This is a genomic window from Verrucomicrobium sp. BvORR034, assembly GCF_000739635.1.
In the GTDB taxonomy this organism is placed as follows: domain Bacteria; phylum Verrucomicrobiota; class Verrucomicrobiia; order Verrucomicrobiales; family Verrucomicrobiaceae; genus Verrucomicrobium.
Window position 1 is genome coordinate 31996 of the sequence record NZ_BATQ01000085.1, and the last position, 24527, is coordinate 56522.

Sequence of the window (24527 nt, forward strand, 5' to 3'; positions counted from 1 at the left end):
GGCGTTGATTGGTCGTTATGACCGCCTGCCTTGTCAGGGGTAAGGCGTCCTGAGCCGCGTAAACGCGGTACTCCAACCCTGACGGCGGAATGGAGTGGGTAATCCGGCTGTCCTCAGCCGGTGCGGGAGCGGAGGATGGGCGTGGAAACGTGCTTGGTCGTGCTCCACCCCTGCTTGCGGACATGACCCATTCGTACCACCGTGCATCATGTCTTTCGTGAGTTCGTGCCGTTTTCTCTCTGCTTCCTCTGTCGCCTTCGCCTTCGCCACTGCCAGTCTCGTGCTGGGCCACGGGCTGATGGCTCAGATCCCAGCTTCCGGAATCGTGACGGATGCCAGCGGGGTGAACATCCACTTCACCCATCCGCAGGAGGGAGAGTTGGAGATGATCCGGGCAGCGGGATTCAAGTGGATCCGGATGGATCTCACTTGGGAGGCGACGGAGCGCAAGAAGGGGGTGTACGACTTTGCAGCCTATGATCACCTCATGAAGTCGCTGGAGGCGCAGGGGTTGCGGGCGGTCTTTATCTTGAACTATTCCAACAAGAACTACGAGCCGCTCCGCTCCATCACCTCTGAGGAAGGCAGGGCGGCCTACGCGCGTTGGGCCGTGGCTGCGGTGCAGCACTTTCGGGGCAAAGGGGTGATTTGGGAAATCTGGAACGAGCCGAACATCGAAGGCTTCTGGAAGCCCAAGCCGGATGTGGAAGCCTACGTCAAGATGGCGCGGGTGGCGTGTCAGGCCATCGAGGAGGCGGCCCCGGACGAGTGTGTGGTCGGGCCGGCGAGTTCGACCATCGATCTTGAGTTCCTGGAAGGTTGTTTCAAAGGCGGGCTGTTGGAGTGGTGGCAGGCGGTGTCGGTGCATCCCTACCGCCAGGGCGGTCCGGAATCGGTGGCCGCAGAGTATCACGCGCTGCGCCAGTTGATCGGCAAGCACGCCCCGACGGGAAAGAAGGTGGCCGTCCTCGCGGGTGAGTGGGGCTACTCGGAAGCTTGGGCGAACTTCGATGCCAGTCTGCAGGGGAAGATGCTCACCCGCCAGTGGGTGGTGAATGCCGCGAGCGGGGTTCCGGTATCCATCTGGTATGACTGGAAGGACGATGGCCCGGATCCCAAAGAGGCGGAGCATCGCTTTGGCATGGTGGAGCGTCAGCATTTCCCAGGTCGGACGGCGGCCTACAACGCCAAGCCAGCGTATCTTGCCGCCCAGACCTTTAATCGTGAGCTGGAAGGCTTCCACTTTGTGAAGCGGATCAACTTGGGGAATCTGGACCACCACGGCTACTTGTTTGAGCGGGCCGGGGCGCAATGCCTCGTGGGCTGGACGGCGGGAGGCGTGCCAGCCAGCGTGAAAGTGCGGGTGTCGCCGGGGACGATCAGCGCGGTGGGGCATCTGGGGCAGGTGCTGCCACCCCTGAGTGGGGGCGAGCTTCAGTTGGCCCTCACCGACGCCCCGGTTTATGTGAAGTTTCAGGAAATAGACCCGCTGCTCCGCCAGGCGATGGAGGCGGTGCCCATGAAGCTGACCGTGCTGCCTTGCGCCGGAGACAGGGCGGCGGTGCAGGTCACCACCTATGGGGAGCATCCCGTGACTGGAAAGGTGAAGCTGATCGGCACGGAAGGTATGGAGGCGCAGGAGGTCGTGCAGTCGCTGAAGTTGGCCCCGGATCAGGCGGCGACCACCGTCTTGTTTCCTCTGAAGGCATCCGCCTCACCCAGCTACCGCCTGGGGGCCGAGCTGGAGGTGAATGGTCAGACCGTGCTCACCGTCCCGGCTCGTCATTTTGTGGCCCAGCCCGCGGAGCTGGCGAATGGGCTGCGCACCTTTGTGACGGGCGACGACAAAGTGTCGGGCGAGGCCGAGCTCAGCCGCGGGACTGCTCCCATCGCCCCGCCGGTGGGGAGCGCTGACGCTTGGCGGCTCAAGTGCACGTTCGGCGCGGGTTGGAAATTCGCCCAGATCATCGGGGCTGAGGGGGCGCGCTATCGGGTGGCAGGGGTGCCAGAAGCGGGTCCAATTGATCGCGTCATCCGGTTCGGCATGTGGGTGCACGGTGACAACAGCAAGACCGCCCTGCGTCTGCGTCTTCAGGATGCCGCTGGACGCACCTGGCAGCCGGATGGCCCCAATGTGAACTGGACAGGCTGGAGGTTCGTGGAATTCAAGCTGGATGAGCGGACCTCCCACTGGGGTGGAAATGCCGCGGGAGCGAAAGATGCCCCAACCAAGGCGGTGCCGGTCGCACCCTTGATCTGGAACACGGTGCTGCTGCTGGACAATCCGGCGCGTACTGCCTGCGAGGTCGAGATCTGGTTCCAGCCGCCGCTGCTGTTGGAAGAGTAGGGGGGAATCAGTGCGCAGTAGGCAGTGCGTTAGTGGTCAAGGTGTTGGCTGCGGGCTCGGTTCGGCGGTGCTGGCTGAGCCTGCGGATGCTGGATAGGGCAGCTGCGTAGTGAGTCAGCGTATGGGGTTTGCGGATCGCAAAGTCTCCCAATTGACAGTTAGGAAATCATCAGCAATACTGACAATCATGGGTGCCGACTTTCCATTTTCAATGCCGCGATTTCCAGAGGACGCCGAGCGCGAGCCGCTTCCGGAGTCGCTCACCCGCTACACCGGATTCCTCATTGCCAAAGCGCATCAGCGTCTGTGGACGCTTTTTAATGACGAGTGCAAACGACTGGGGTTCGACGTTCCTTGCGGTGGGGTGCTCCATCTTTTGGATGAGTGCGGCTCCATGTCCCAACAGCAACTGGGCAGAAAGTTGCGCATTGACCGCACCTCCATGGTGAAGCTGGTGGATGCGCTGGAGGAGAAGAAACTGGCGAGACGCCGGGATCATCCGGAGGACCGCCGCATCTATCTCGTGGAGATCACGGCTGCGGGGAAGAAGGCTCTGGCCGAGCTCCAGGTGGTGGGAGATGCGATGGAAAAGCAACTCCTGTCTCCGTTTTCAGAGGATGAGGTCAAGACCATCCGCCGAGCGTTGTTGACGCTGGCGGGTTAGACCTTTCCCAATCCCTTCAAATCCGCCGCCTGCCATGCTGGGACTCGCCCTGAAAATGCTCTTTGGCGACACCGCCAAGTATCTGATGCTGATCCTGGGGTTGTTCTTTGCGACCTTCCTCATCGCCCAGCAGAGTTCCGTCTTCTGTGGCCTCATGATGTGGACCACCGCCACGCTTACGAACGTGCCTGCACCGATCTGGGTGGTGGATGAGAAGGTGGAGCAGGTGAATGAAACCAACCCCCTGCGTGACACCGATGTGGCCCGCGTTCGCTCCGTGGACTCCGTGGAGTGGGCCATGCCGCTCTACTCTGGCATCCAGCGGGTGCGCTTGCAGTCGGGCAGCTTCAAGATCATCCAGTTGATTGGCATCGATCCCACCACGCTGGCCGGAGCCCCGGTGAAGATGATCGAGGGCAGGCTGGAGGACCTGCGACTGCCCAACACGGTCATCATCGACGACCTGGCGGTGAAGCGGCTCGCGAAGGTGCGAGGCCAGACCATCAAGGTGGGAGACGTGTTTGAGATCAATGACATAGAGGCCCGGGTGGTGGGCATCTGCGAGGCCATGAACAGCTTCACCGGCGGTCCGTATGTGTGGACCACCTATGAGCGCGCCCTGCAATACACCCCAGCCTCACGCAAGATGCTCTCCGCCGTGATCGCCGCCCCGCGGGCCGGGTTCACGGAAGAACAGGTGGTGGAGGATATCCGCCGCACGACGGGGCTGAAGGCCTTTGTGAACAAGTCCTTCAACTCTTCACCGCATGACTTTGGCACCTCCACCATCTGGTGGTATGTGAAGAATACCGGCATTCCCATCTCATTCGGCACGACTGTGATCGTGGGCTTCATCGTGGGGGTGGCCATCTCCTGCCAGACGTTCTACGCCTTCGTGCTGGAGAACATCAAGCACCTTGGGGCCTTGAAGGCCATGGGCGCCTCCAACGGCAAGCTCTGTCTCATGCTCATCGTCCAGGCCTTCACGGTCGGGATCGTCGGGTTTGGTCTGGGGCTGGCAGGCACCACTCTGTTTGCGATGGGGGCGCTCAAGAATGAGCAGCCTCCGTTCTACATGTCCTGGCACATTCCCGTGTTCGCTCTCGCCGTCATTCTTTTCATCTGCAGTCTGGCTGCATTGCTGGGCATCTGGCGGGTGAGCCGGTTCGAGCCTGCCATGGTCTTCCGCGGTTGATGCGTCGCCCTTCCGCCTTCGTGGCCACTCTCTCATGACCTCGAACCCTGATCCCGTTCACCTTGCCAACCATGCCGTGCGGCTCTCCGGCATTGTGAAGAGCTTTGGCGATGGCAACTCCCGTCTCACGGTGTTGAAGGGTATTGACCTCGATGCCCGCTCCGGGGAGATCATGATGCTGGTGGGCCCCTCGGGCTGTGGCAAGACCACGCTGCTGAGCATCATGGCTGGAACGCTGCACGCTGATCAGGGCGGGGTGGAAGTCTTTGGCACGCGCCTGGACAAGATGAAGTCCGCGCATGTCACCAAGTTTCGGGCTCAGAACATCGGGTTCATCTTCCAGTCGTTCAACCTCATCCCCACCATCAACTGTGCAGAGAACGTGAGCGTCCCGCTGCTCATCCAGGGCACGCCCGCCCGCAAGGCCGAGGCGCGGGCCAAGGAGTTGCTGGCTGCGGTGGGCCTTGGAGATCGCTGGCACCACCGCCCCACGCAACTCTCGGGTGGGCAGCAGCAGCGCGTGGCCATCGCGCGAGCCCTGGTGCATGAGCCGCGTCTCATCATTTGCGATGAGCCAACCGCCTCATTGGACGCGAAGAACGGCACCATGGTGATGGAGCTCTTCGACACGGTGGCCAAGGCTCCGGGACGCGCCGTGATCATCGTCACTCACGACAACCGCATCTTTTCCCACGCCGACCGCATCGCCCAGATGGACGACGGCCAGATCGTGGAGGTGCATGATGTGGACAAGAGCCGCCCGCCGGAGCTGCATCACTGAATTTTCTGCGACCCTATATTTATTTCCATGAACCGGATCTTTAACAACCTGGTCAAGTATGCCACCTTCGCCGGGGCCGCCGCGGGATTTCTGGGCATCAGCATGGTGGTCATGCGGATCCAGGCTGGGGAGTCCCGTCAGACCCCGCCGCCGCCCGTGGCTCCGCCGCAGAAGCCTTATGCCAGCACGGTGGCCGCGACAGGCATCCTGGAGGCGCTCAGTGAAAATGTCGCCATCGGCGTGCCGGTGGCCGGGCTGGTCACGGAGGTGCCGGTGAAGGTGAATCAGTCCGTGAAAGCGGGCGGCTTGCTCTTCAAGATCGATGACCGCGACCTGCAGGCGCAGAAGGTGCGGCAGGACGCCTCCGTGGAGGTGGCCCGTGCCAGGGTAGGCGTGCAGAAGGCCAACCTCGCCAAGTCTCAGGACCAGTTGGATCGGGTGAAGTCCGTGCCGGACTCCCGGGCGCTCAGTGTGGATGAGATCCGCGCCAGGGAGAATGAGGTGGCGATCAGCAAGGCTCAGCTCCTGGCCAGTGAGGCAGAGCTCACAGCCGCCCTCGCGGAGGTGAAGCAGACCCAGATCATGATGGACCGACTCCATGTCCAGGCCCCTCGGGATGGGGTGGTGCTCCAGGTGAACATCCGGGCCGGCGAGTTCGCCACCAACGTCAAAGACTCGCCCGTGATGGTGCTGGGGGATCTGGAGAAGCTCCAGGTGCGGGCCGATGTGGATGAACAAAATGCGTCCCGCATCCGCGAGGGACAAAAAGCGACCGCCTTCATCAAGGGCGATACGAAGACCGCCATTCAGCTCGAGTTCCTACGCGTGGAGCCGTATGTCATCCCCAAGGTGTCGCTCACTGGCTCCAGTACCGAGCGTGTGGACACCCGGGTGCTTCAGGTGATTTACAGCATGAAGCGGCCCAATGGCGTGCCCGTGTACGTGGGCCAGCAGGTGGATGTCTATATTGAGGCCGCCAGTTCGGAAGCCTCCTCCGGAGCGGTTGCCAAAGGGACTTCCGACAAGTGAGCCAGTCGGGCAGCGTGGATTCTCTGTGCGAATGTGCAAAAACGCACTTTTGAGTTTTCATGATCCAAGGCACCCACTAGTGTTTGCGTCATGCAATGGCGCATGCGTATTCCGTTTTCGGCCAGTGGACTGTGGGTGTGGGCTCTCGTGGTGAGCCCACTGGCCTTTGCGCAGAGTGAGCAGGACTGGAATCTGGAGGGCGGGACCGTTTGGAAATCCAAGACCCTCTCCGTAGGTCGCTTCTTCCAGATGGGCATCAATGGCCAGTCCACGCCCTACCGGACGGCCATGGATGCGGTGGAGAAGGCGGCCAAGTCTGGCGGCAATGCAGACAGCGAAGCGCCGGCGGATGGTCGCCAGTCCCAGATGGGGTTCGAGGTGCGTCCTTTTAAAGTGGACCGTCTGGTGCGTCGGGATGACAAGCGCAATGCGCTGCTTGTCATCGACACCATTTCCAACACCCAGGGGCAGGAGAACAATCTCCAGCTCGACTACTCCACGCCAGTCGGCAGCCAGGGCGGGGTGAGATTCAGCGGCACGCTGAGCCAGAGCGGCGAGATGCGGGATCTGGGCAACGGGATGCCAGATGGGACATGGTCTGCCATTGTCATGGCGGAGAAGCAAGGCACCCCTGCGGTGCCGCTTTTTATCTGGGGTCAGCCAGATGCGCCCTGGCGGGCGGTCCTGCAGGATTCAGGATCCACGCTGCGACTCCGCTATGAGGGGGTGGTGCCCGCCAATGGGAAGGTGGCCTTCCTCCACTGGGTCGGCACGGCCGGACTGGATCCCAAGGTGAAGCTGGAGCGGACCTTCGATCTCTTCATCAAAGACGGCAAACTGCTCGAACCCGGTGTCTCGGCTGAGGTGGCGGCGCTCGTGGTGAACTTCAAGCCCACTTCTCTAGGGGCGACCACTACCGAGGGCGGCGCGCCAACCTTTCCGCGTGCGGGCCGTCTGCTGGCGCTGGATGCGCTGACGGGTAAGTTGGACATCAAGCGCACGGACAAGGGGCTTCTCTGGATGAGCAAGGACGAGCAGATCCCCGGCGATATCTCAGTGGTGAAAGTGGTGCTGAATCTGGCGTCAGGTGAGAAAGAGGTGCCGCCTGCCAACATTGCCGCTCTCCGCGGAGGAGCCGGGCGGGGTCGGGATCACCGGCTGTATCTGCGGGATGGCACCGTGCTGACGGGTCGAGTCCGTTTGATCAAAGGGGCGCTAAAAGGGGATCTGGGGGAACTCGCGCTGGATGCCGATGCGATGGAACTGCTCACATGGCCCGTTTCAACGGAAGACGGTCGCGTGCCCGAGTCGGCCGCAGAGTTTGTCCAATATATGGATGGCTCGGTACGATGGCTGGCCAAGGGCGCGCCGGTAGCCATGGACTTGGTCGCGTCATTTGGGAAGCTCAAGATCAGCAGCGAAGAACTGTGGACCCTGGGGCGTCGCACCGATCCTCCTTATTGCATGGTCGCCACCCTGACGGATGGCAGCCGCATTCAGGGCGTGGTCGGCGGGGGGGCGATCCGTCGCGAGGTGGTGGGTGATGGCCCGTCAGACATCGCTCTGCCGCAAGTGGTGCGCTGGGGTGCGGTGGAGGCCGCCTTGAAAGAAATGGCCGGCGGACCGGAACCGAAGGAAAGCGCCAAGCCCACGACGGGAGATGCGCTCAATCAATATTGCTGGATGCGGGACGGATCCCTGCTGGTGGGCATCCTTCAGGAGGATGAAACGCTCCGCGTGCGGACCAGCACCGGCGTGCTGACTCTGAAGCCTGATGCCGTGGCCCGGGTGTTCTGGGACTTCGGCACGGGCGGTGAAGCGGCTCTGGAGCTGGGCAACGGCACCAAGGTTCGTGGGGAAATATTGAACGAAAACCTCACCTGGAAGCTCGACAAGCAGACGGTATCCCTGCCGGTGGGGCTGATCACCGAGATCGTCCGGAAGGCCAAGTCCTAGACCCTGACACCCCAAGCGATCCTGCCGCAACCGCCATTCGCGCCAGGTCATCCGCACACAACTCAGACATTACCCCCATAGCATGCACATGACGCAGTGGATGAAAGGCGCGGCCGCCGCGGGACTGGTGTTCTGCTGGACTCTCGCGGCAGCGCAAGCCCAGCTCAGCGGTCTTGTACCGGTGAACCCGCAGCCCCGCACAGACAAGCTGGGCAACGACTGGTACGTGGAGCAGAATGGCATGATCTCCCGCCAGGGCGGGGGCAACTCCATCTTGAGCGGGGCCATGATGCTCATGGTGGGATCGGAGCAGTTCTACTGCAATCAACCCATGGGCACCTCAGACGGGAAGGAGATGGTGCTGATGGGGCAGCAGCCCATGCAGGGGCTGCAGGTCACCCGCTATGTCCGCATGCTGGAGAAGGAGGGCGGCATGCGCTTCATGGAGATGTTCACCAACACCTCCGGCCGTGACATCGTGACCAACGTGGAGATCCGGCACAACTTTAGCGGCCAGGTGAAGAGCATCGTCACGGATGCGGCCAGGGCCAACAACGGCACTTTTGAAAAAGGGGAGAGCGGCATCGCCATCGTCCCCGGTTCCACCAACTACCGGGGCTACCTCTTCACCGCGTGCGCGCCACGGAGTTCGGTGAAACCACGCATCGCTTCACAGAACCAGTACCAGATGTCGTTTTTCTACAGCATCACGGTGCCGGCGGGGAAGTCGGCCTCGATTCTACACACGGTGACGCAGGCCAAGCTTTCCCTGCGCCCGGATGCGGCAGAGCTGGAGAAGCTCTTCCGCCCCTTTGCCCTGGTGAGGTTTCTCCGCGATCTGCCGAAGGGCAGCGGTTCTACGCTGGTCAACGTGAGGTCCACCGGCACGGGTGCTTCGGATCTGGCCTCGTGGTTCCCGGAGGAGATTCTCGGGATCAAGCGGGAGCCAGTGGATGTGCTGGCCATGGGGGAGGGCACGCGCCTGAGAGGGCGGGCCACCTGCGGTCAACTCACGCTCAATCATCGACTGGGCAAGGTGGTGGTGCCGTGGGCCCAGGTGGTGGCGCTCACTGGGGGCCGTTTCGAAGGCAAGGAGAGTCGCCTCTATTTGAATGATGGTCAGGTGCTGCGGGGTGAGCTGGAGACGGAGGAGCTGAAGTTCTCCCTGAGCAGCGGTCTTCAAATGTCGCTGAAGATGGCAGACGTGGATCGCCTGGTCATGGGGGCCACATCAGCCACGGGAGCCGCAGAATGGCCCAAAGGCGTGGCGGCCCTGATGGAGACGTGGAACGGCGAACGCTGGGCCATGCGGGACTCCAAGCCACCAGAGATGACGCTCGCCACCACCTGGGGCGTGCGAAAGGTGGCGCTCAATGACGTGGCCGCGCTCACCTCGAATGCGGAGGAGGGTGCCGCCCCGAGTGTGACCTTTAAGGACGGATCCCGCCTGCGGGTCTGGATGGGCAGCCAGGGGGAGTTCAGCTTCGCCACCGCGCAGTTTGGCGCGCAGACCATCCCCGGAGTGCAGGTGCGCTCGCTGGTGGTGGCGGCGACGGGGCCGCAGGTGTCTGAGGAGAGCCGTGAATCGGACGATGGCGAGCCCGCCACAAGCTTCGTGGATCTGGCCGGGGAGCAGCGCCTGGTGGCGGCTCCGGCAGATCCCATCTGGCACATCGTGACCTCCGGCGGCGTGGTGCCGCTGGATCCGGCCAGCATCAAGGAGATGCGCAACGTCTCCGAGGACGTGCCTGCCAGTGGCACGGATGACTCGGCGTGGTTCCAGATGGATCTGTGGGGTGGCGGTACGGTCATGGGCCAGCTGCGCGAGAGGGTGCTGGGTTTCCAGGTCGGCGGCGCCTCCTGGCAGCTTCCGGTGAAGGAGGTGGTCCGCGTGGTCAACCCGGTGCCGAAGATCGCCGACAGCACGCTGGCCCGGATTGGTCAGCTGATCCGTGAGCTGGGCAATGACGACTGGAAGGTGCGCGAAAAGGCCAGCGCGGAACTGGCCACCTTTGGCGAGATGGCCCGCACCTCTCTGCAGGAGGCCTTCAAGCAGAGTGAGGACCCTGAGGTGAAACGCCGGATCGAGGGCATCCTGGGCGATCTCGAGTGAGGTCAGCAGACGATTTCCCACAAATAGCACTGACTGGCCGCCGCCATGCTCTCAGAAAGACAAGACAATCGCCCCCCAGCCGTATAGACTCTTCAAAGCCAGTGTTTTTTGCATGACTGAAACACCCCCAGCTCCCGCGCTCACCTTCGCCAATGCCGCCAGTTCGCTGCAAGGGCGGCTGGTCCTCCGGAAAGGGCTGCTGCACCTGCTCCAGACCTGGAAATATGCGGCGGGACTGCTCGTCCTGCTGCTGGTGATCCGCCTCTTCGGCCAGGGCTGGTCGGGGGCCACCGTGGGCCTCATCGCCCTGGGGCTTTGGGTGCTGGGCAGCTTCGGCTGGGCGTGGTACAAGAGGCCCGCTCCGTATGCCGCCTTTTCCTACTGGGACCGGCAGGCCTCCCGCAGTGACGCGTTTGCGAACGGCTGGTGGTTCGAGGGGCAACCGCAACTCACGGAGGGGCAGCGCCTGCATGTGGAGAGCAACCGCCGCAAGCTGCCAGAGGCTCTGGGGAAGCTGGGGCGCGACATCCCGCTGCCGGACGTGCGGTGGCTGCCGCTCCTGCCCGTGGCGGCGCTGGCTATGATGTTTCTTCCTTCTGGGGCGGTGATCGGTTTGCCTGACCCAGAGTTGACGGCGGAAGGCCGCCGTCTGGCCGTGCAGCAGGGGCGTGAACTTGCAGAGAAGAAGCTGGACGTGGACAAGATGCAGTCCCTGACGGAGCAGGAGAAGAAGGATGCTGAGGCCCTGCAGCAGAAGGTTCAGGAAACCGCGAAGGCCCTCCAGCAGAACGAGGCCAAGACCGCCCGTGATGTGCTCTCTGAGCTGGAGAAACGAGCCCGTGAGGCCGAGCAGCTGGCAGACAAGCTCAAGGCTGGCGAGGACGCCTGGGCCTCCGCCCAGATGGTGGCGGAGATGCGCAAGCACGCGGACACGGCCGAGCTGGGCGATGCCGTGGCCAACAAGTCGGCGGAGAAGACCGGCGACAAGGCCCAGGACCTGGCGGACAAGCTGCGCGACGAGAAGCTGACGCTGGAGACCAAGGAGCGGTTCGCGGAAACGCTCAAGGAGATCGGCAAGGCCTCCGAGGCGGAGGACAAAACCCGCACCGTGGGGCAGCATGTGCTCGGGGCGGATCGCAATCTCTCCCAGGCGCTTCCCAAGGAGGCAGGGGACGAATTCCAGTCGCTGGCAGACAAGATGAAAACCCTGGCCGCGCGCGAGAAATCACGTGAGCAGCTGGAGAAGCTGGCCCAGCAGCTCCGCCAGTCCGGCAGTGACATCGCTGGCCAGAGCGGGCAGGGGATGAAGCAGCTCGCCGGATCTCAGGCGCAACAGAACCAGGGGGCTCAGGGGCAGCAGGGTCAACAAGGACAGCAGGGCCAGCAGCAGATGATGACCATGCAGAATGCGCCGCAGATGCAGCCCATGCAGATCCCCGGCCTTTCCATGTCGCCCCCCGGAAGCAATCCGCAGGGCAACCCCAACCAGGGGCAGCAGCAAATGGGGCAGATGAGCCCCGTCCCCGGCACGGGGCAGCCCATGGCCATCGTGCCCGGCAGCAACCAGCCGCCTGGAGGCAACAATGGCAACAAGCCGATGCTGATCGCCCCCATTCCGGGCATGACGCCTGGCCAGACACCCGGTGCCGCCGCCATGCTGGGCTCCATGCCAGGGGCCAATCCCGGCGGACTGCAGGCGGGCAACGGTACGGCCGCCATGGGGAACACCCCCACCGCCCAGACCAAGGCGGGTGTGCAGGCCACGGTGGATGCTCAGCGCAATGCCGACGGTGCTTCCTCCGTACGCGCGGTGGAAGGTCAGGCTCGCAGCGAGGCTGCCGGTCGCAAGGCTGAGGCCACCACGCTGGAGTCCATCGCCGCAGAAGAGAACGCTCTGGATGACCAGGCCCTGCCTCCGGCCCGCCGCGAGCAGGTGCGACGTTATTTCACAGAACTAAGAAAGCGGTTTGAGAAGGGCAACTGAAGCCACCCGCCCGCCATCACCATCTTCCCACCTCCCTTTCCATCCTGAAGAAACATGAGTGACGACCTTTCATCCGCCAGCAGCCAGAACCAGAGTTCCAAGAAACGCCCTCCAAAGAAAGGCGGCAAGCCCGATGGACTGAGTGCCGGTGCTGGCGAGTCCGGCATCGTATCGGACGATGTGCCGATCGAGAGAGCTGAGGCACCTGCCAATGTCATCGACATCCGCACGCTGCCGCAGCGTCCCCTTGAGGAGGAGTTGGAAGGTTTCCGGACCCTCTTCAACAAACTGAAGACGGAGATCCAGAAGGCCATCGTGGGCTATGACGATCTGCTCACAGATACGCTGTTGGCCATCTTTTCCGGCGGTCACGTGTTGCTGGAGGGGGTGCCCGGTTTGGGCAAGACCTTCCTGGTCCGTGTACTCTCCCAGGTGGTCGGTCTGGAGCCGGGACGGGTGCAGTGTACGCCGGACCTGATGCCTGCAGACATCCTTGGCACGCACATCGTGAATGAAGACTCGCATGGTCGCAGGGTGCTGCACTTTGAGAAAGGCCCGGTCTTCAAGAATCTGCTTCTGGTGGATGAGATCAACCGCGCCACGCCCAAGACGCAGGCGGCCCTGCTGGAAGTGATGCAGGAGCGGGCGGTGACCACCGGAGGGGAGCGCCATGTGCTGCCGGAGCCTTTCTTCGTGCTGGCCACGCAGAACCCGATGGAGATGGAGGGGACCTACCCGCTGCCCGAGGCGCAGCTGGACCGCTTCATGTTCAAGATCAAGGTGCCCTTCCCGACACTGGAGTCGCTGGTGGAGATCAGCCGCCGCACCACCGGGTTCGAGGAACCGAAGCTGGAATCCGTGCTCAGCGGCACGGAGCTCATGCGCCTGCAATACGTGATGACCCAGCTACCCGTGGCGGATCCGGTGGCGGCCTATGCCTCCAAGCTGGTGCTGGGTACGCATCCAGATCAGCCGGGTGTGCTGCCCGTGGTGGGGCGCTATGTCTCCTACGGGGCGAGCCCCCGTGGTCTGCAGGCCCTCATTCGCGGAGCGCGCGTGTGGTGCGCCGTGCGCGGCGGCACGGCGGTGAGCACGGAGGACATCCAGCGCGTGGCCCTGGTGGCTCTGCGCCACCGGGTGATCCTGAACTTCGAAGGCGAGGCCCAGCAGATCAAGGTGGACTCCCTGGTGGAGGATCTGATCAAGCAGGTCGCGACCCCGGCCATGGAGGCGGCTTAAGGAAACTACCCTGCACATGCGGTACGGGGAACGGCTGATGATGGGGCACGGCGGCCTTCGCAGGAAGGCGGCCGGGCTGCGTCTGGCTGCGGTGACCGTGGCCGCGTTGGGCTTGGGTCTTGGACTAAGCCTGAACTGGGCTCCAGCGGCGGAGGAGGAAACGGCGGATTTTGACAAGACGTCTGTCACCCTGCGCACCGCCCTGCATTACGACCCCTCCGTGGAGGTCCCGCTGCAGAAGCTGGTGGAGCTCTATCGCAGTGCCGGACGCACGGAGGAACTCCTCAGTCTCTACAACACCCATCTTGCCCAGTACCCTGATGATGCCGGAGCGAGTCTGGTGCTGGCGCGCATTTACACCCTGCTTCAGGACCGCAAGGCGGGTGATTTCCTGAAAGCCGCAGTGGCGCGCCATCCAGACAGCGCGCTGCTGGCCTGGCAGTTGGGGCGCATGCTCCAGGAGGAGCGCAATCCCAAGGCCGTGGAGGCCATGGCTTCTGCCGTGCGGCTCGAGAAGTCCGCCGCGCGGAAGGCGCAATGGTTTGGTGAATTGATGAAAGTGGCCGCCACCCAGGGGCGCGAAGATCTGGTGCTGGAAGAAACGCGCCGCCTCATCGAGGAGGGGGCGCTGACTCCGGAGCAGCGTCTGCGCTGGGCCCGGCAAGCCTTGGGCCAGAAACTGACCAAGACGGCCGTTCGCATGATGGAAGGCGTGGATGCCGCCCGCCTGGGTACGGATAATCAGGTGGATGCCACCATGCTGCAGGCAGAACTGCTGGCTGCCGATGGCAAACCGACGGAGGCAGGCTCCCAGCTTGATGCGTTGTTGGAGAAGCTCGCCCCGGACTATTGGCGGCGGCGGGAGATTCTCATGCTGCGCCTGGATGTGACGGGCGCCGACGGACGCGACCTGATGGTGGAGGCGGCCAGAAGCCGCTGGCAGGCCCAAGACGGGCGCACCGCCATGAACGCGCTGACGCTCGCGGATGTGCTGGACGCGGCTCATCGAGGCCATGAGGCCTTGCAAGTGCTGAGGGAGGCCCTGGACGCTCTGCCCGGCACCCCGCAGGTGGAGCAGCGTCTCCTGGACCTGTGGGAAAAAGAGGGGACGGATGCCGCTGCGCTGGAGTGGCTGGAGAAGCTGATGGCGGCCCATCCGGATCGCCAGGATCTGTTGCTGCGTCAGGTACGCTGGCTCTTCGCCAACAACCTGGGGCCCAGGGCACACGAGACTTTTAAGACGCTGCTGTCCAAGCTGGAACCGGTCGATCAGGTGGGGCGCAGTGTAGAGCTTTCCCGCTGGCTGCGCCGGCGCAATCAGCTGCAGGATGCCGGCCTTCTCCTGGAGACGGCTCTTGGCAAATCCCCGGACCGTTGGGATCTGCGCCGGGAGCTGGGCGAGCTTTACTTCGCCCAACGTCGCACGGATGAAGTGGCCGCGCTGTTTGAAGGGGATTGGACCAAGACTCTCACCCCGGACGCCCGGCTGGAGATCGCGCAATTCCTGATGAGCAAGCAGCTCTGGGTGGATGCGCGAAAGCTGGTCGAGCCCTGGTTGGTGGCCCAGCCCACGGCCTTTGAAGGACACCTTCTCCTGGCCAAGATCGAGGAAAAACTCGGAGATGACGCCCGCGTGGCCGCTGCCTTTGAGGCTGCCCGGGCTCTGTGCGATACGGACGCCCGCTACCAAGCCTGGATCGACGCGGTCATGCAGCACGCCGAGGCGCGGGAGATGGTGGAGCTGGCGGTGCAACAGGAGGCAGGTCTCCTCGCGCCGGGCGGCAGGCTTCCTGAGGATGAAGTGAGCTTCAACCGCTGGCTCGCGCTCGTCGGCCAGGCCTCTGCCCACAAGGCAGAGAAAACGGCCGAAGAAATGCTGAAGCTGGCCCTGGCCCGGCAGGGGCTGGCGGCAGACCGCGCCCTGATGCTGGAGAAGCTCCGGCTCGACCTCATGGCGTCGGACAGCACCCGCGCCATGGAGACAGAGGCAGGACTCCGCAAGCTGCTGGAGACGGACACTGCCCATCGTGAAGATCACCGCCTGCGTCTGGCGTTGCTATACCATCAGGCCGGACGGCAGGATTTGGCCATGCAGTTTCTGGAGGCGCTGGATGCGTCCAAGGTCACCGAGGTCTCGGGATTGCGCAGCATGGTGCCCATCTGCCTGGAGCGGGGTTCCTTGGCCCTGGCGTTGACTTGCGCGGAGCGGCTTACGCGTTTGGAGCCGGCGGAAATGTCGCATTGGTCGCAGTGGACAAACCTCCTGGCTCAAAGCGGACAGGAGGAGCGGCTGCGGTTCGCCTTGCGCGAGATCCTGGGCCGGGCGCATGACTGGAAGCTGACAGAGGCCGTGCGGGAATCCCTGCAGGAGCATCTCGTGGCCAGTCAGTGGCGCAGCGTGATGTCCAGCCTGAATGCGACGGACCCCAGCACCTGGGCTCTGGCGCGACGCGAGGCGTCCGCGCTGGAGAAAGCGGATCTCACCAATGACCAGCGTCGCTGGATGGACTGGCTGGTGGCGTACCTCAGCTCACGCATGGGCGATAAGAAGGCGGCGGAAGATGCCTTCTCCGCCTTCGGCAAGCTCAGCGACAATCAATGGATCACTTTTCCGGATGGGATGGAACTCAGCGTGGCGGGTGCGAGGGAATCACTGCGTGAAGGCCCCTCTGAAGCCGCTGCCGCCAGATCGCAATCGGGTCCGGTGCCCTGCCTGCCGCCTTTCTCCCTGGGCTGGGGCTTCTCCGTGGATCAGGGGATGCTGATCACCCGGGTGCTGACGGATGATGCTGCTGGCCTGGCCTATGTGGTGGATGATCGCAGCAACGTGCACGCGCTGGACCTCCGCACGGGCAAGCTCCGCTGGCGTGTCAGCCCGGATGGCGGGAGCAAGCCGACGCGTGCGGCCACACCGGCTGGCGGACGTGCCATGACCACGACCATTGCAACAAGGGTGATCGTGAGAGGCTCCGGCCAGCCAGACGTCCGCACCCCACTGGAAATTTCGGTTCATGGAAACCGTCTGTGCCTGCTGGAGAATGAGAAGGTCACCTGTGTGGATGCCCGCACCGGGGAACTGCTCTGGCGCAACCAGCTGGCCGAAGTGGACGGTTCCGCTGCGGGTCCACCAGCCATGAGCCGCCTGCTCCAGGATGAGGGGCATGTGTTTGTCTGGCAGCCGGGAGTTTCCACAGTTTCCTCCATGAACCCTGTCACTGGCAAGCTGCTGTGGCAGGCGCTGGTGCCGTCTCCACCGATACCGGCGCCGAATCCCTACAACAGCTGGGGCGGTTATGATGCCTACATCAAGCTCAAGTCCGGCCTGAGTGTGGAGCATGGCCGGGTCTTCGTCTTCGCCCAGTCTGCGGCGTTGCTCCGTGCGGACAACGGGCAGGTACTGTGGCGTCTGGCCACCGGAGATGTGCCGGGATTCCCCATCGATCTCCAATCTCAAGGCGACTCCGCCACGCCTCTGGCACCGCCTTCGCCCCGGCAACTGGTGGCCTTCTCGCCGTCGCGCATCCAGGTTTCAGGCGGGTTCATCTCCGGGTTGCACATCACGGGCATGCGAGGCGGCATGGGCGCTGCCAGCGGCGGCTGGGGCTACGCGACGGGGCTGAGGGCACTGCTGCAAGGGCAGGGTTATTACTCGCCCTACGCTCTCCTGCACGAGGGCAAGGTGTGGATGGTCAATGGCAATGGCACCGGCATGGTGAGCGCCATGGGGCTGCCGCTGGGTCAGCTCTCGCACAGTGGGATGGTCATTGGGGTGGGGGAGGGGCAGCTGGTCTGCTTCAACGGTTCTGGCTTTGGCAGCACCTCACCACAACGCAATGGCGTACAAACTTCCCTTGGCGTCGTCGAGAGCGCCGCACCGGCGGGACAGCCTGCGCGCGCCGATGTCCTGCCTTCCGGCAGCCTGCACGGCTCACGACTGTACGCCAGCCTGGGCACGCGGTTGCGTATGTCTGACCTGCGCAGTGGCAGTGTGTTGTTTGACGTGCCGCTGCCCCCTGAGGTGGATGCCTGGGCCAAGACCTTTGCTGACGAGACGGCTCCCGCGCAGGCCAATACGATGGTTGTTACCTCTTCACGCCGGGTGGTGTCTGGTGGACTTCAGAACCGGCGCACTTATCTGCCTTCAGGCGTGCTTTATCAGAACGAGCGGGGCGGTGGCACTCTCTGCGGTTCCACCACCGCCGTGGCACCGGGCGTGTGGATCCTGCCCGTCAATGAGCGGGCTCTGGTCTGCCTGCGCGGAGCTCCGATGGGGCCGCCTGCTGTTTCCACGAACTCGCCGCCTCCCGCCCGCCCGGTCGACTCCGCTTCCTCTCCTGCTTCTCCCGTCTCCGTTCCCAATCCATGACCACCTCCCTGACCCGCGAAGATCTCTTCGACGCTCATTTCCTGGACCGTCTGCGCACGCTGGCCCTGCGGCTGCGCAAGCGGCGGCAGTTGATGCGCCGGGGCATGCAGAGCAGCCCTGCGACTGGGCACACCCGGGAGTTCAAGGATTACCGCCATTACACGCCCAAGGAGGACTTCCGTGCCATCGACTGGCGGCTCTATGCCCGGCTCGACAAGCTTTTTGTCCGCCTGTACGAGGAGGTGCAGGAGTTGCACATCCACATCGTGGTGGACACCAGTGCCTCCATGGAGAAGCCTTTTATCGAGAAGCGCCGCCAGTCACTCCGCTTCGCCGTCGCCTTGGCCTATCTCGGGCTTTCTGGCCAGCATCGCGTGAGCCTGTACTCCATGAGCGATACCACGCGGCAGGAATTGCCTCCGCTGCGGGGGCAGGGGAACATTGAGAAAGTCATCACGGCCGTGACCAAGTGGGCGTATGGCGGCGTGACCGATCTGGAGAAGTGTTTCACAGACTTCCGCCCGACCCGGCAGCGCTACGGCAGCATCTTTGTCATCTCCGACTTCTTTGGTCGTGAAGTGGGATCGGCAGTGGAAGCGGTGAAACGCGCCGCCGGTTGGTCCGGAGAGACCCACTTCGTGCAGGTGATCCACCCCTGGGAGCAGCGGCCCGAGCTGGATGGTGAGGTGGAGCTGGCCGATGTGGAGACGGGCGAGCGTCGCCGCTTCTGGATCACAAAACGCGAGGTGAAGCTCTATGCGGAGATGTTTGACGCCTTTGCCGAAAACCTGAGTTCCGCCTGTGCCGGCCGCCAGATTGACTTCTACACCTGCCGCAGTGATGAACCGTTCGAGGATCGTTTCCTCGATCTCCTGATGCGGGGCGGTTCCCTGGCCTCTGCGTAAACGGCTTCCAGCATTTTGATCCTCTTTCTGCCGTCTCTTTCGACACTGTTCTGAATGAAGTTCCTTTCTCCCAACTTTCTCCACTGGCTCTGGCTGGCGCTGATCCCCATCGCTCTCTGGCTTTTCCGTCGGAAGGCCAAGCGGGTGCAGGTGTCCACCTTGCTGTTCTTCCGCACGCTGGCGAAGGAGCATCAGGAGTCAGCCTGGCTCAGGCGGTTCAAGCGCATCCTTTCACTGCTCATGACGTTGCTCGTGGTGCTGCTGGCGGTGATGGCGCTGGCCAAGCCCTTCCGTGAAGGTGGTGGGGAGACGCCCAAGAGCCTCGTGATTCTGCTGGACCGGTCGGCCTCCATGGCGGCGGCGGACGGCAACGGACGTACCCGCATGGAGGAGGCCAAGACGCAGCTTAAGGATCGCCTGAGCGCGCTGCCGGAGAATGTGGTGACCTCACTTATCGTGTACGATGCCAAGGCAGAGGTGACCCAGTCCCGGAGCACCAACCGGCGGGAACTGCTGCGCATGATCCAACAAGCCCAGCCGGTGCCGATGGAGGATCGTGCGGATGAGGCTCTGCTCGTGGCGCGACGGCTCGCTGCGCTGGATGCGCCTTCAGAGATTTGGCAGATCACGGACGAGGTCTCGCCCCAGGAGCCGCTGACGGCTGAAGCCCCAGCCGAGGGAGTGAAGGCGCCGAAAATGCGCCTTCTGAATGTGGCACTGGAGAGTCCTGTGAACTGCGGCATCACCGGCTTCCAGATCCGTCCGGCACCACTGGCTCGGAACCGGTTCGAGGTATTTGTAGAGGTGACGGCCGGGCGCGCCAACAGCGGACCGGTGGAGAGCACGCTGGAGGCCCGCCTCGACGGCCGTCCGGTGCAGTTGCGTCAGATGACGTTGAAGCCGGGCGAGAGCAACCGCCTCATCCTGCCGCTGGAAGGGGGCAAGGGCCAGCGTCTGGAGATGGAGGTGCGCACCCCTGGCGACTGCCTCGGCTGGGACAACGTGGCCGTGTCGCCCTTGCCGGAAACCAAACCGCTCGTGGTGGCATGGTTTTCAGACTCGCCCGACCCCTTCGTGGAGCTGGCGCTCACTTCCATGCTGGCAGAGGATCGTATCCAGGTGCTGAAGGGCGGGGTGAAAGACTGGCCGATGAAGGAGAAGGCGGATGTCTATGTGTTTGAGAACTGGGTGCCGACGGACTGGCCCACGGACCGCCCCGCGCTAGTGCTGAACCCTCCCAACAGCTCTGGCCCGGTGCATGCGAAGAAGCTGGGCTCAGGCGTGCCCTATGAGGCGGTGCGGGCCGTGCAGCCAGAGCACCCTGTGCTCTACCGGGTGGCCAGTGGCCGGGTGGCGGTGACACAGACGACGGTGCTCAATGTCAGCGACACGCTGGAGACCCTCTGGATGGCGGGCAATGAGCCCGTGTTGGCCGCAGGGGAGTCTGGCGGGCAGCGTCTGGTGGTTATTGCCTTTACCCCGGGCCGCAGTGAGCAGCTTGCGTTGCTTTCCGCGTTCCCCCTGCTGGTGGGCAATGCGATCTACTGGGCGGCGGAGAACAATGACGCCCTGGCCTCCCTGAAAGCCGTGCGGCCTGGGGACTTGGTGGAGATGCCGGCAGGTCTGGTAAAGTGGCATGCATGGACGGGGACTCGATTCGAGGAAACCTCCCAGGATGCCAAAGGAGGCTGGCTGGAGCTTTCTCAAGTGGGGCTGGTGGACGGCGGTGACGGCCGCACCCTGGCCAGTCTGCTGATCTCTTCGCAAGAGACCGACGTCCCTGCCCAGGCCAAGGCGGAGTCTGGCACGGGTCCGGAGGTGAGCGAACGCTGGGCCCGTGGGGGCAACTGGAGCACCTCGCTCCTCTGGCTCGTGCTGGGAGTGCTGCTGGTGGAGAGCTGGTTGTTCCACCGTCAGGCGGTGTATTGATCGAGCGATGATTTTCAAAATTTAGATCCGGGAAGACCTATTACATGGACTGGGAGTCACCTTATTTACTGTTGCTGATCTTTCCCGCCCTGGCGTTTCTGCTGTGGGCGGAGCGTCGGTCGGCGCACCCCATGCCTGCGCGACGCAAGCAGATCCTGCTGCTGGTGCGTGCCTTGGGCATCATGCTGGCGCTGGTCGCCCTGGCGGGCCCCGCCAAGGTAGTGACGAGCAGCCAGCGCGCAGTGGTGCTGGCGCTGGACAACAGCCAGAGCCTGGGTGCGGAAGGCGTGAAGACGGTGCTGCAGAAAGCGGACGAGATTCGCAAAGCCCTCCCGGGTGATGTGGAGGTGTACACCACGGGGTTTGGCGATGAAGCCCGACTCTACTCTGAAGCGGAGCTTAAGGTGGGTGGGGAGAAGTTATGGGCTGATGCCCTGAAGACACACGGAGCCCAGAGCAACTATGCAGGGGCGCTGGAATATGCACGCTCCCTATTCCCGGCTGGCACCTCGCGGCACGTGGTGTTTGTGGGGGATGGGCATGAGACCCGTGGCAGCCTGATGGAGGCCGCCCGTGCGGCGATGGTGGCGGATGTGCACCTTCATGCCGTGCCCGTGGCGGGTCCCCGGAAGCCGGATGTGCGTGTGCGCCAGTTCCTGCCGAGCCAGAGCCGTCTGCATGAGGGAGCCGCCCTTCAGCTGAAGGTGGAGGTGGAGAGCACCATGGACGGCACGGGTCTGCTGAAGCTGTTTGAAAACGGCGTGGAAGTGGAGCGCCGCAACGTGAAGGTGGTGAGCGGGAGCACGGTGACGGAGACCTTTGTGCGTCACCCGGATACTCGGAACATCTACAAGTACCGTGCGGTGCTGGAGGGATTCGCGGGCGATGCCATCCCGGCCAACAATGAGGCGCTGACGCTGGTGGATGTGCGCGGACGTCTGCGCCTGCTCTATGTGGAGGGCGACATGAATGAAGGCCAGTACCTCGTGCAGGCCATGGCCAAAGAGGGGATCGAGCTGGAACTGCGCGCACCCAACAGCATCCCAACCACGCCGCAGGAGTTGAGCGGGTTCGATGGCGTGATCCTTTCAGACGTGCCCGCCCACCAAGTGGGGGAGACGGCCATGGTGGCCATTCGTGACTATGTGGACAAACTGGGTGGCGGCTTCATCATGCTAGGTGGCCCCAACTCGTTTGGCGTGGGTGGTTATTACCGCACCCCCATCGAGGAAGTGCTGCCCGTGCGGCTGAAGGCTCCGGATGAGGAGGAGAAACAAAGCAGTGCCCTGGCCCTCGTGATTGACCGCTCCGGCTCCATGTCCGGGGAGAAGCTGGAGATGGCCAAGAGCGCGGCCATCGCCACGGCGGAGGTTCTTACCCGCAACGACAGCATCGGTGTGTTCGCCTTCGACAGTGAGGCTCACGTCGTGGTGCCCATGACGCGGCTTACCTCCAGCAGCGCGGTGGCCGGACAGATTGCCGGGTTGACCAGCGGCGGGGGCACGAACCTGCACCCTGCCTTCACTGAGGCTCGCAACGCCCTTCAGCGGACCAAGGCCAAGATCAAGCACATGATCATCCTCACCGATGGTCAGACGAGCGGCCAGGGGTATGAGGCCCTGGCTTCGCAGTGCCGCGCTGAAGGTGTGACGATCTCCACGGTGGCGATTGGCGACGGGGCGCATGTGGGCCTCTTGCAAGCCATCGCCAGCCTGGGGGGCGGCAAGTCCTACACCACGCTGGATGCCGCCAACATTGTGCGCATTTTCACCCAGGATACGCTCGTGCACACCGGCCGCATGATCCGGGAGGATGCCTTCGAGCCCAAGCTGGTGGAGCGCCATCCCATTCTGGCAGGTTGGGACAAGTTCGAGTCGCCCCCGCTGCTGGGCTATGTGAAGACCTTGCGGAAGAGCACCGCTCAGGTGCCGCTGGTCACGGATCTGGGCGACCCGCTCCTGGCGCACTGGCGTTATGGTCTGGGCAAGGTGACCGCCTTCTCCAGCGACGCGAAGAGCCGCTGGGCCAGCCTTTGGATCAGCCGTTGGAATGGCTTCGGCCAGTTCTGGTCTCAAGTGTTGCGGGAGACCGCTCGCCCACCGCAAGGGCAGAATATGGATCTGCGCTGTGAAACCGCCGGCGAAGAGGCCCGCGTGAGTGTGGACGTGCTGGAAGATGCTGGTACTCGTGGCAATGAGGCCCGTGTCACCGCAGAGGTGTTTTATGTTTCTGCGGAATCCTTGGGCGCTCCCTTGAAGCCGGTGCAGGCGCTTTCATTGCGCCAAGATGGCCCGGGATTGTATGAGGGTACCTTCCGTCCCGAGCAGCCCGGCGTGTATCTCGTGCGGGCCCAAAGCGGCGCCCAGATGGTGACCGCAGGTTGGGTGCACAACCCGAGCAGCGAAGTCAGTCTCGGCACGGTGAATGAGAAGTTGCTACGGGATGTCAGCAGCCTCACCGGCGGCACCTACATGGACCAGAGCACCGCTTTGGATCTAGGAACCACCAAAGCCCGCCGATATGTCGAGCTCTGGCCCTACATTGTCATAGCTCTGCTCGTGATGTTCATGCTCGATGTCGCAGTGCGGCGCTGGGAACACGTCACCGGCCTGTGGGACATCGCCACAGGATGGATCCCGCGGAAGGCGTAGGGGGGAAACGCAACGTCAACGCAGGTTGCCCGGCCCCAAGGAGCGGCGGTTTGTGCTTGCTCAACCGCCGGTGGTGGTCGGAGGAAGAGCGATCGCATCCAATAAGTAACGATGGGGTAGCGAACCGCGTCAAGCAACCAGCAGATCCGGCGTTGGGTGAGCGTGGGCTTTCGTCGGCTGCGCTTGCTTTAGACCGGAAAAAATGTGCCTCCTTACGTCGACAGCTACAACCGCCGGTGAAGAGACGCGGCTGAGGGGATCTGTTCCGAGTCAATGCACACGTAGTCGGCCGGAACGCTGCCGCCCGGGGCGAGAGCTAGCAGGCTGACTGCGGTCATAATATCTGGTTGCATGGTCTCTCTACTGCTTCCGAAGGCGGCTGTAGTTGTCGACGTGAGGAGAACTGACCAACCGCCGCGCTCGGGGTGGCCGCCAAGGAACCGACGCCAGTTCGGTCCGCAGTTTATCCCCGAAGGGGATATCTAGCCCAGCCCAGTGGTTGGACGAGCCTTAAGCGAGTCAACCCTGGGTACCTCCGCAGAGGATGATCAGGTGGGAAGGCCGACAGCATCTGCTTTCCCCCACCGCCGTCAACACCTCCATGTCAGACCCCCAAGGTTCCTTGGGAGGCACTAGCTAGGCGTCTGCAACGGGGCCTCACTCTGCAATCCCAAAGTGCGCATGACCCCGCGTGTGCTAATGGCTACGCATGGGCGAACCCTTCGGGTTCAAGGAGTAACTCGGGTGAGTCGCAATGGGGGCTTGCCCCCCCCTCACGCCTTGCCTGGCCTCATGTGCAACATTTCCGGCGTAAGCCCAGAGAGCACCGAGATCGCTCCTTTGAGCTGATCCCAAAGGGCTTCTGGTTTGGGTTCGGTTTTCCCGCGACGATTCTTGTCCCACTCCTGATAATACTCCATGAAGTGGTCATTCAGATCCTGGCTGTGCCACCAGTTGGGCTCCGACTTCGTGAGCGCCTTCATGCACTCCCTCACCGATCCCAAGGTGGGCCAGCGCAGCGTGGCAGAGAGGTGATGCACCAGATGCGCCCGCAACTGCACCGGCAGGTCCTGATGATAGTACACCTGGAATTCGTGCAGGAACAGACGCGGATGCAGGATGAAGCGATCCGTGCGCCAGGCGCATTTCTTCTCCACGAGGCGGTGCCACTGATCATAGTCAGAGGCATGCTCCATTTTGTGGATCATGTCCCTGGCCTCAGCCTCACCGATGTCGGCGGGGTAGGATACATTCATGTACCGCAGGTAGGCGAGTTGTTTCAACGAAGCGGGCCGCGGTACGGGGGTGCGATGATGGTAGGACGTCATGGCAAACCGGGGGTGTTTTATTAGGATACGTGCCTGGGAA

Annotated in this window: 14 protein-coding genes; 13 read left to right on the forward strand and 1 reads right to left on the reverse strand. The window is 63.3% G+C overall.

The features are described from left to right. Window positions 1-208: 208 nt before the first annotated feature. From BV034_RS14650 to BV034_RS14710, 13 genes are all read left to right on the forward strand, one after another. Window positions 209-2347, forward strand: a complete 2139-nt coding sequence (locus tag BV034_RS14650; protein WP_050027750.1) for a cellulase family glycosylhydrolase — start codon at window positions 209-211, stop codon at window positions 2345-2347. 211 nt (window positions 2348-2558) lie between these two features. After that, window positions 2559-3011: a MarR family transcriptional regulator gene (locus BV034_RS14655; protein ID WP_265593015.1), complete on the forward strand. Its 453-nt coding sequence runs from the start codon at window positions 2559-2561 to the stop codon at window positions 3009-3011. A 34-nt stretch (window positions 3012-3045) separates the two neighbouring features. Continuing rightward, window positions 3046-4206 carry an ABC transporter permease gene (locus BV034_RS14660; RefSeq protein ID WP_050027752.1) on the forward strand — a complete coding sequence of 387 codons (1161 nt, stop codon included), beginning with the start codon at window positions 3046-3048 and terminating at the stop codon, window positions 4204-4206. A gap of 34 nt (window positions 4207-4240) precedes the next feature. Then, window positions 4241-4987: an ABC transporter ATP-binding protein gene (locus BV034_RS14665; protein ID WP_050027753.1), complete on the forward strand. Its 747-nt coding sequence runs from the start codon at window positions 4241-4243 to the stop codon at window positions 4985-4987. Between the two features lie 27 nt (window positions 4988-5014). Then, window positions 5015-6016, forward strand: coding sequence for an HlyD family efflux transporter periplasmic adaptor subunit (locus BV034_RS14670; protein ID WP_050027754.1), 1002 nt, complete (start codon window positions 5015-5017; stop codon window positions 6014-6016). 102 nt (window positions 6017-6118) lie between these two features. Beyond that, entirely contained in the window at window positions 6119-7972 is a 1854-nt protein-coding gene (locus BV034_RS14675; protein ID WP_265593016.1) for a hypothetical protein, read from the forward strand. Between the two features lie 82 nt (window positions 7973-8054). Next, entirely contained in the window at window positions 8055-10085 is a 2031-nt protein-coding gene (locus BV034_RS14680; protein ID WP_265593017.1) for a hypothetical protein, read from the forward strand. A gap of 112 nt (window positions 10086-10197) precedes the next feature. Continuing rightward, entirely contained in the window at window positions 10198-12069 is a 1872-nt protein-coding gene (locus BV034_RS14685; RefSeq protein ID WP_050027757.1) for a hypothetical protein, read from the forward strand. A gap of 54 nt (window positions 12070-12123) precedes the next feature. Continuing rightward, on the forward strand, window positions 12124-13308 hold the full coding sequence (locus BV034_RS14690; protein WP_081887829.1) for a MoxR family ATPase: 1185 nt from the start codon (window positions 12124-12126) through the stop codon (window positions 13306-13308). Between the two features lie 16 nt (window positions 13309-13324). Then, on the forward strand, window positions 13325-17674 hold the full coding sequence (locus BV034_RS14695; protein WP_050027758.1) for a PQQ-binding-like beta-propeller repeat protein: 4350 nt from the start codon (window positions 13325-13327) through the stop codon (window positions 17672-17674). After that, complete coding sequence (locus BV034_RS14700) at window positions 17671-18579, forward strand: DUF58 domain-containing protein (protein ID WP_050027759.1); 909 nt, start codon at window positions 17671-17673, stop codon at window positions 18577-18579. Before BV034_RS14695 ends, BV034_RS14700 begins: the two co-directional genes overlap by 4 nt. Before the next feature lie 54 nt (window positions 18580-18633). Continuing rightward, window positions 18634-20508 carry a BatA and WFA domain-containing protein gene (locus tag BV034_RS14705; protein ID WP_050027760.1) on the forward strand — a complete coding sequence of 625 codons (1875 nt, stop codon included), beginning with the start codon at window positions 18634-18636 and terminating at the stop codon, window positions 20506-20508. Window positions 20509-20552: 44 nt separating this feature from the next. Then, complete coding sequence (locus BV034_RS14710) at window positions 20553-23159, forward strand: VWA domain-containing protein (RefSeq protein WP_050027761.1); 2607 nt, start codon at window positions 20553-20555, stop codon at window positions 23157-23159. Between the two features lie 773 nt (window positions 23160-23932). Here BV034_RS14710 and BV034_RS14715 read toward each other — a convergent pair. Further along, on the reverse strand, window positions 23933-24487 hold the full coding sequence (locus tag BV034_RS14715) for a hypothetical protein (protein ID WP_050027762.1): 555 nt from the start codon (window positions 24485-24487) through the stop codon (window positions 23933-23935). Window positions 24488-24527 lie beyond the last annotated feature (40 nt).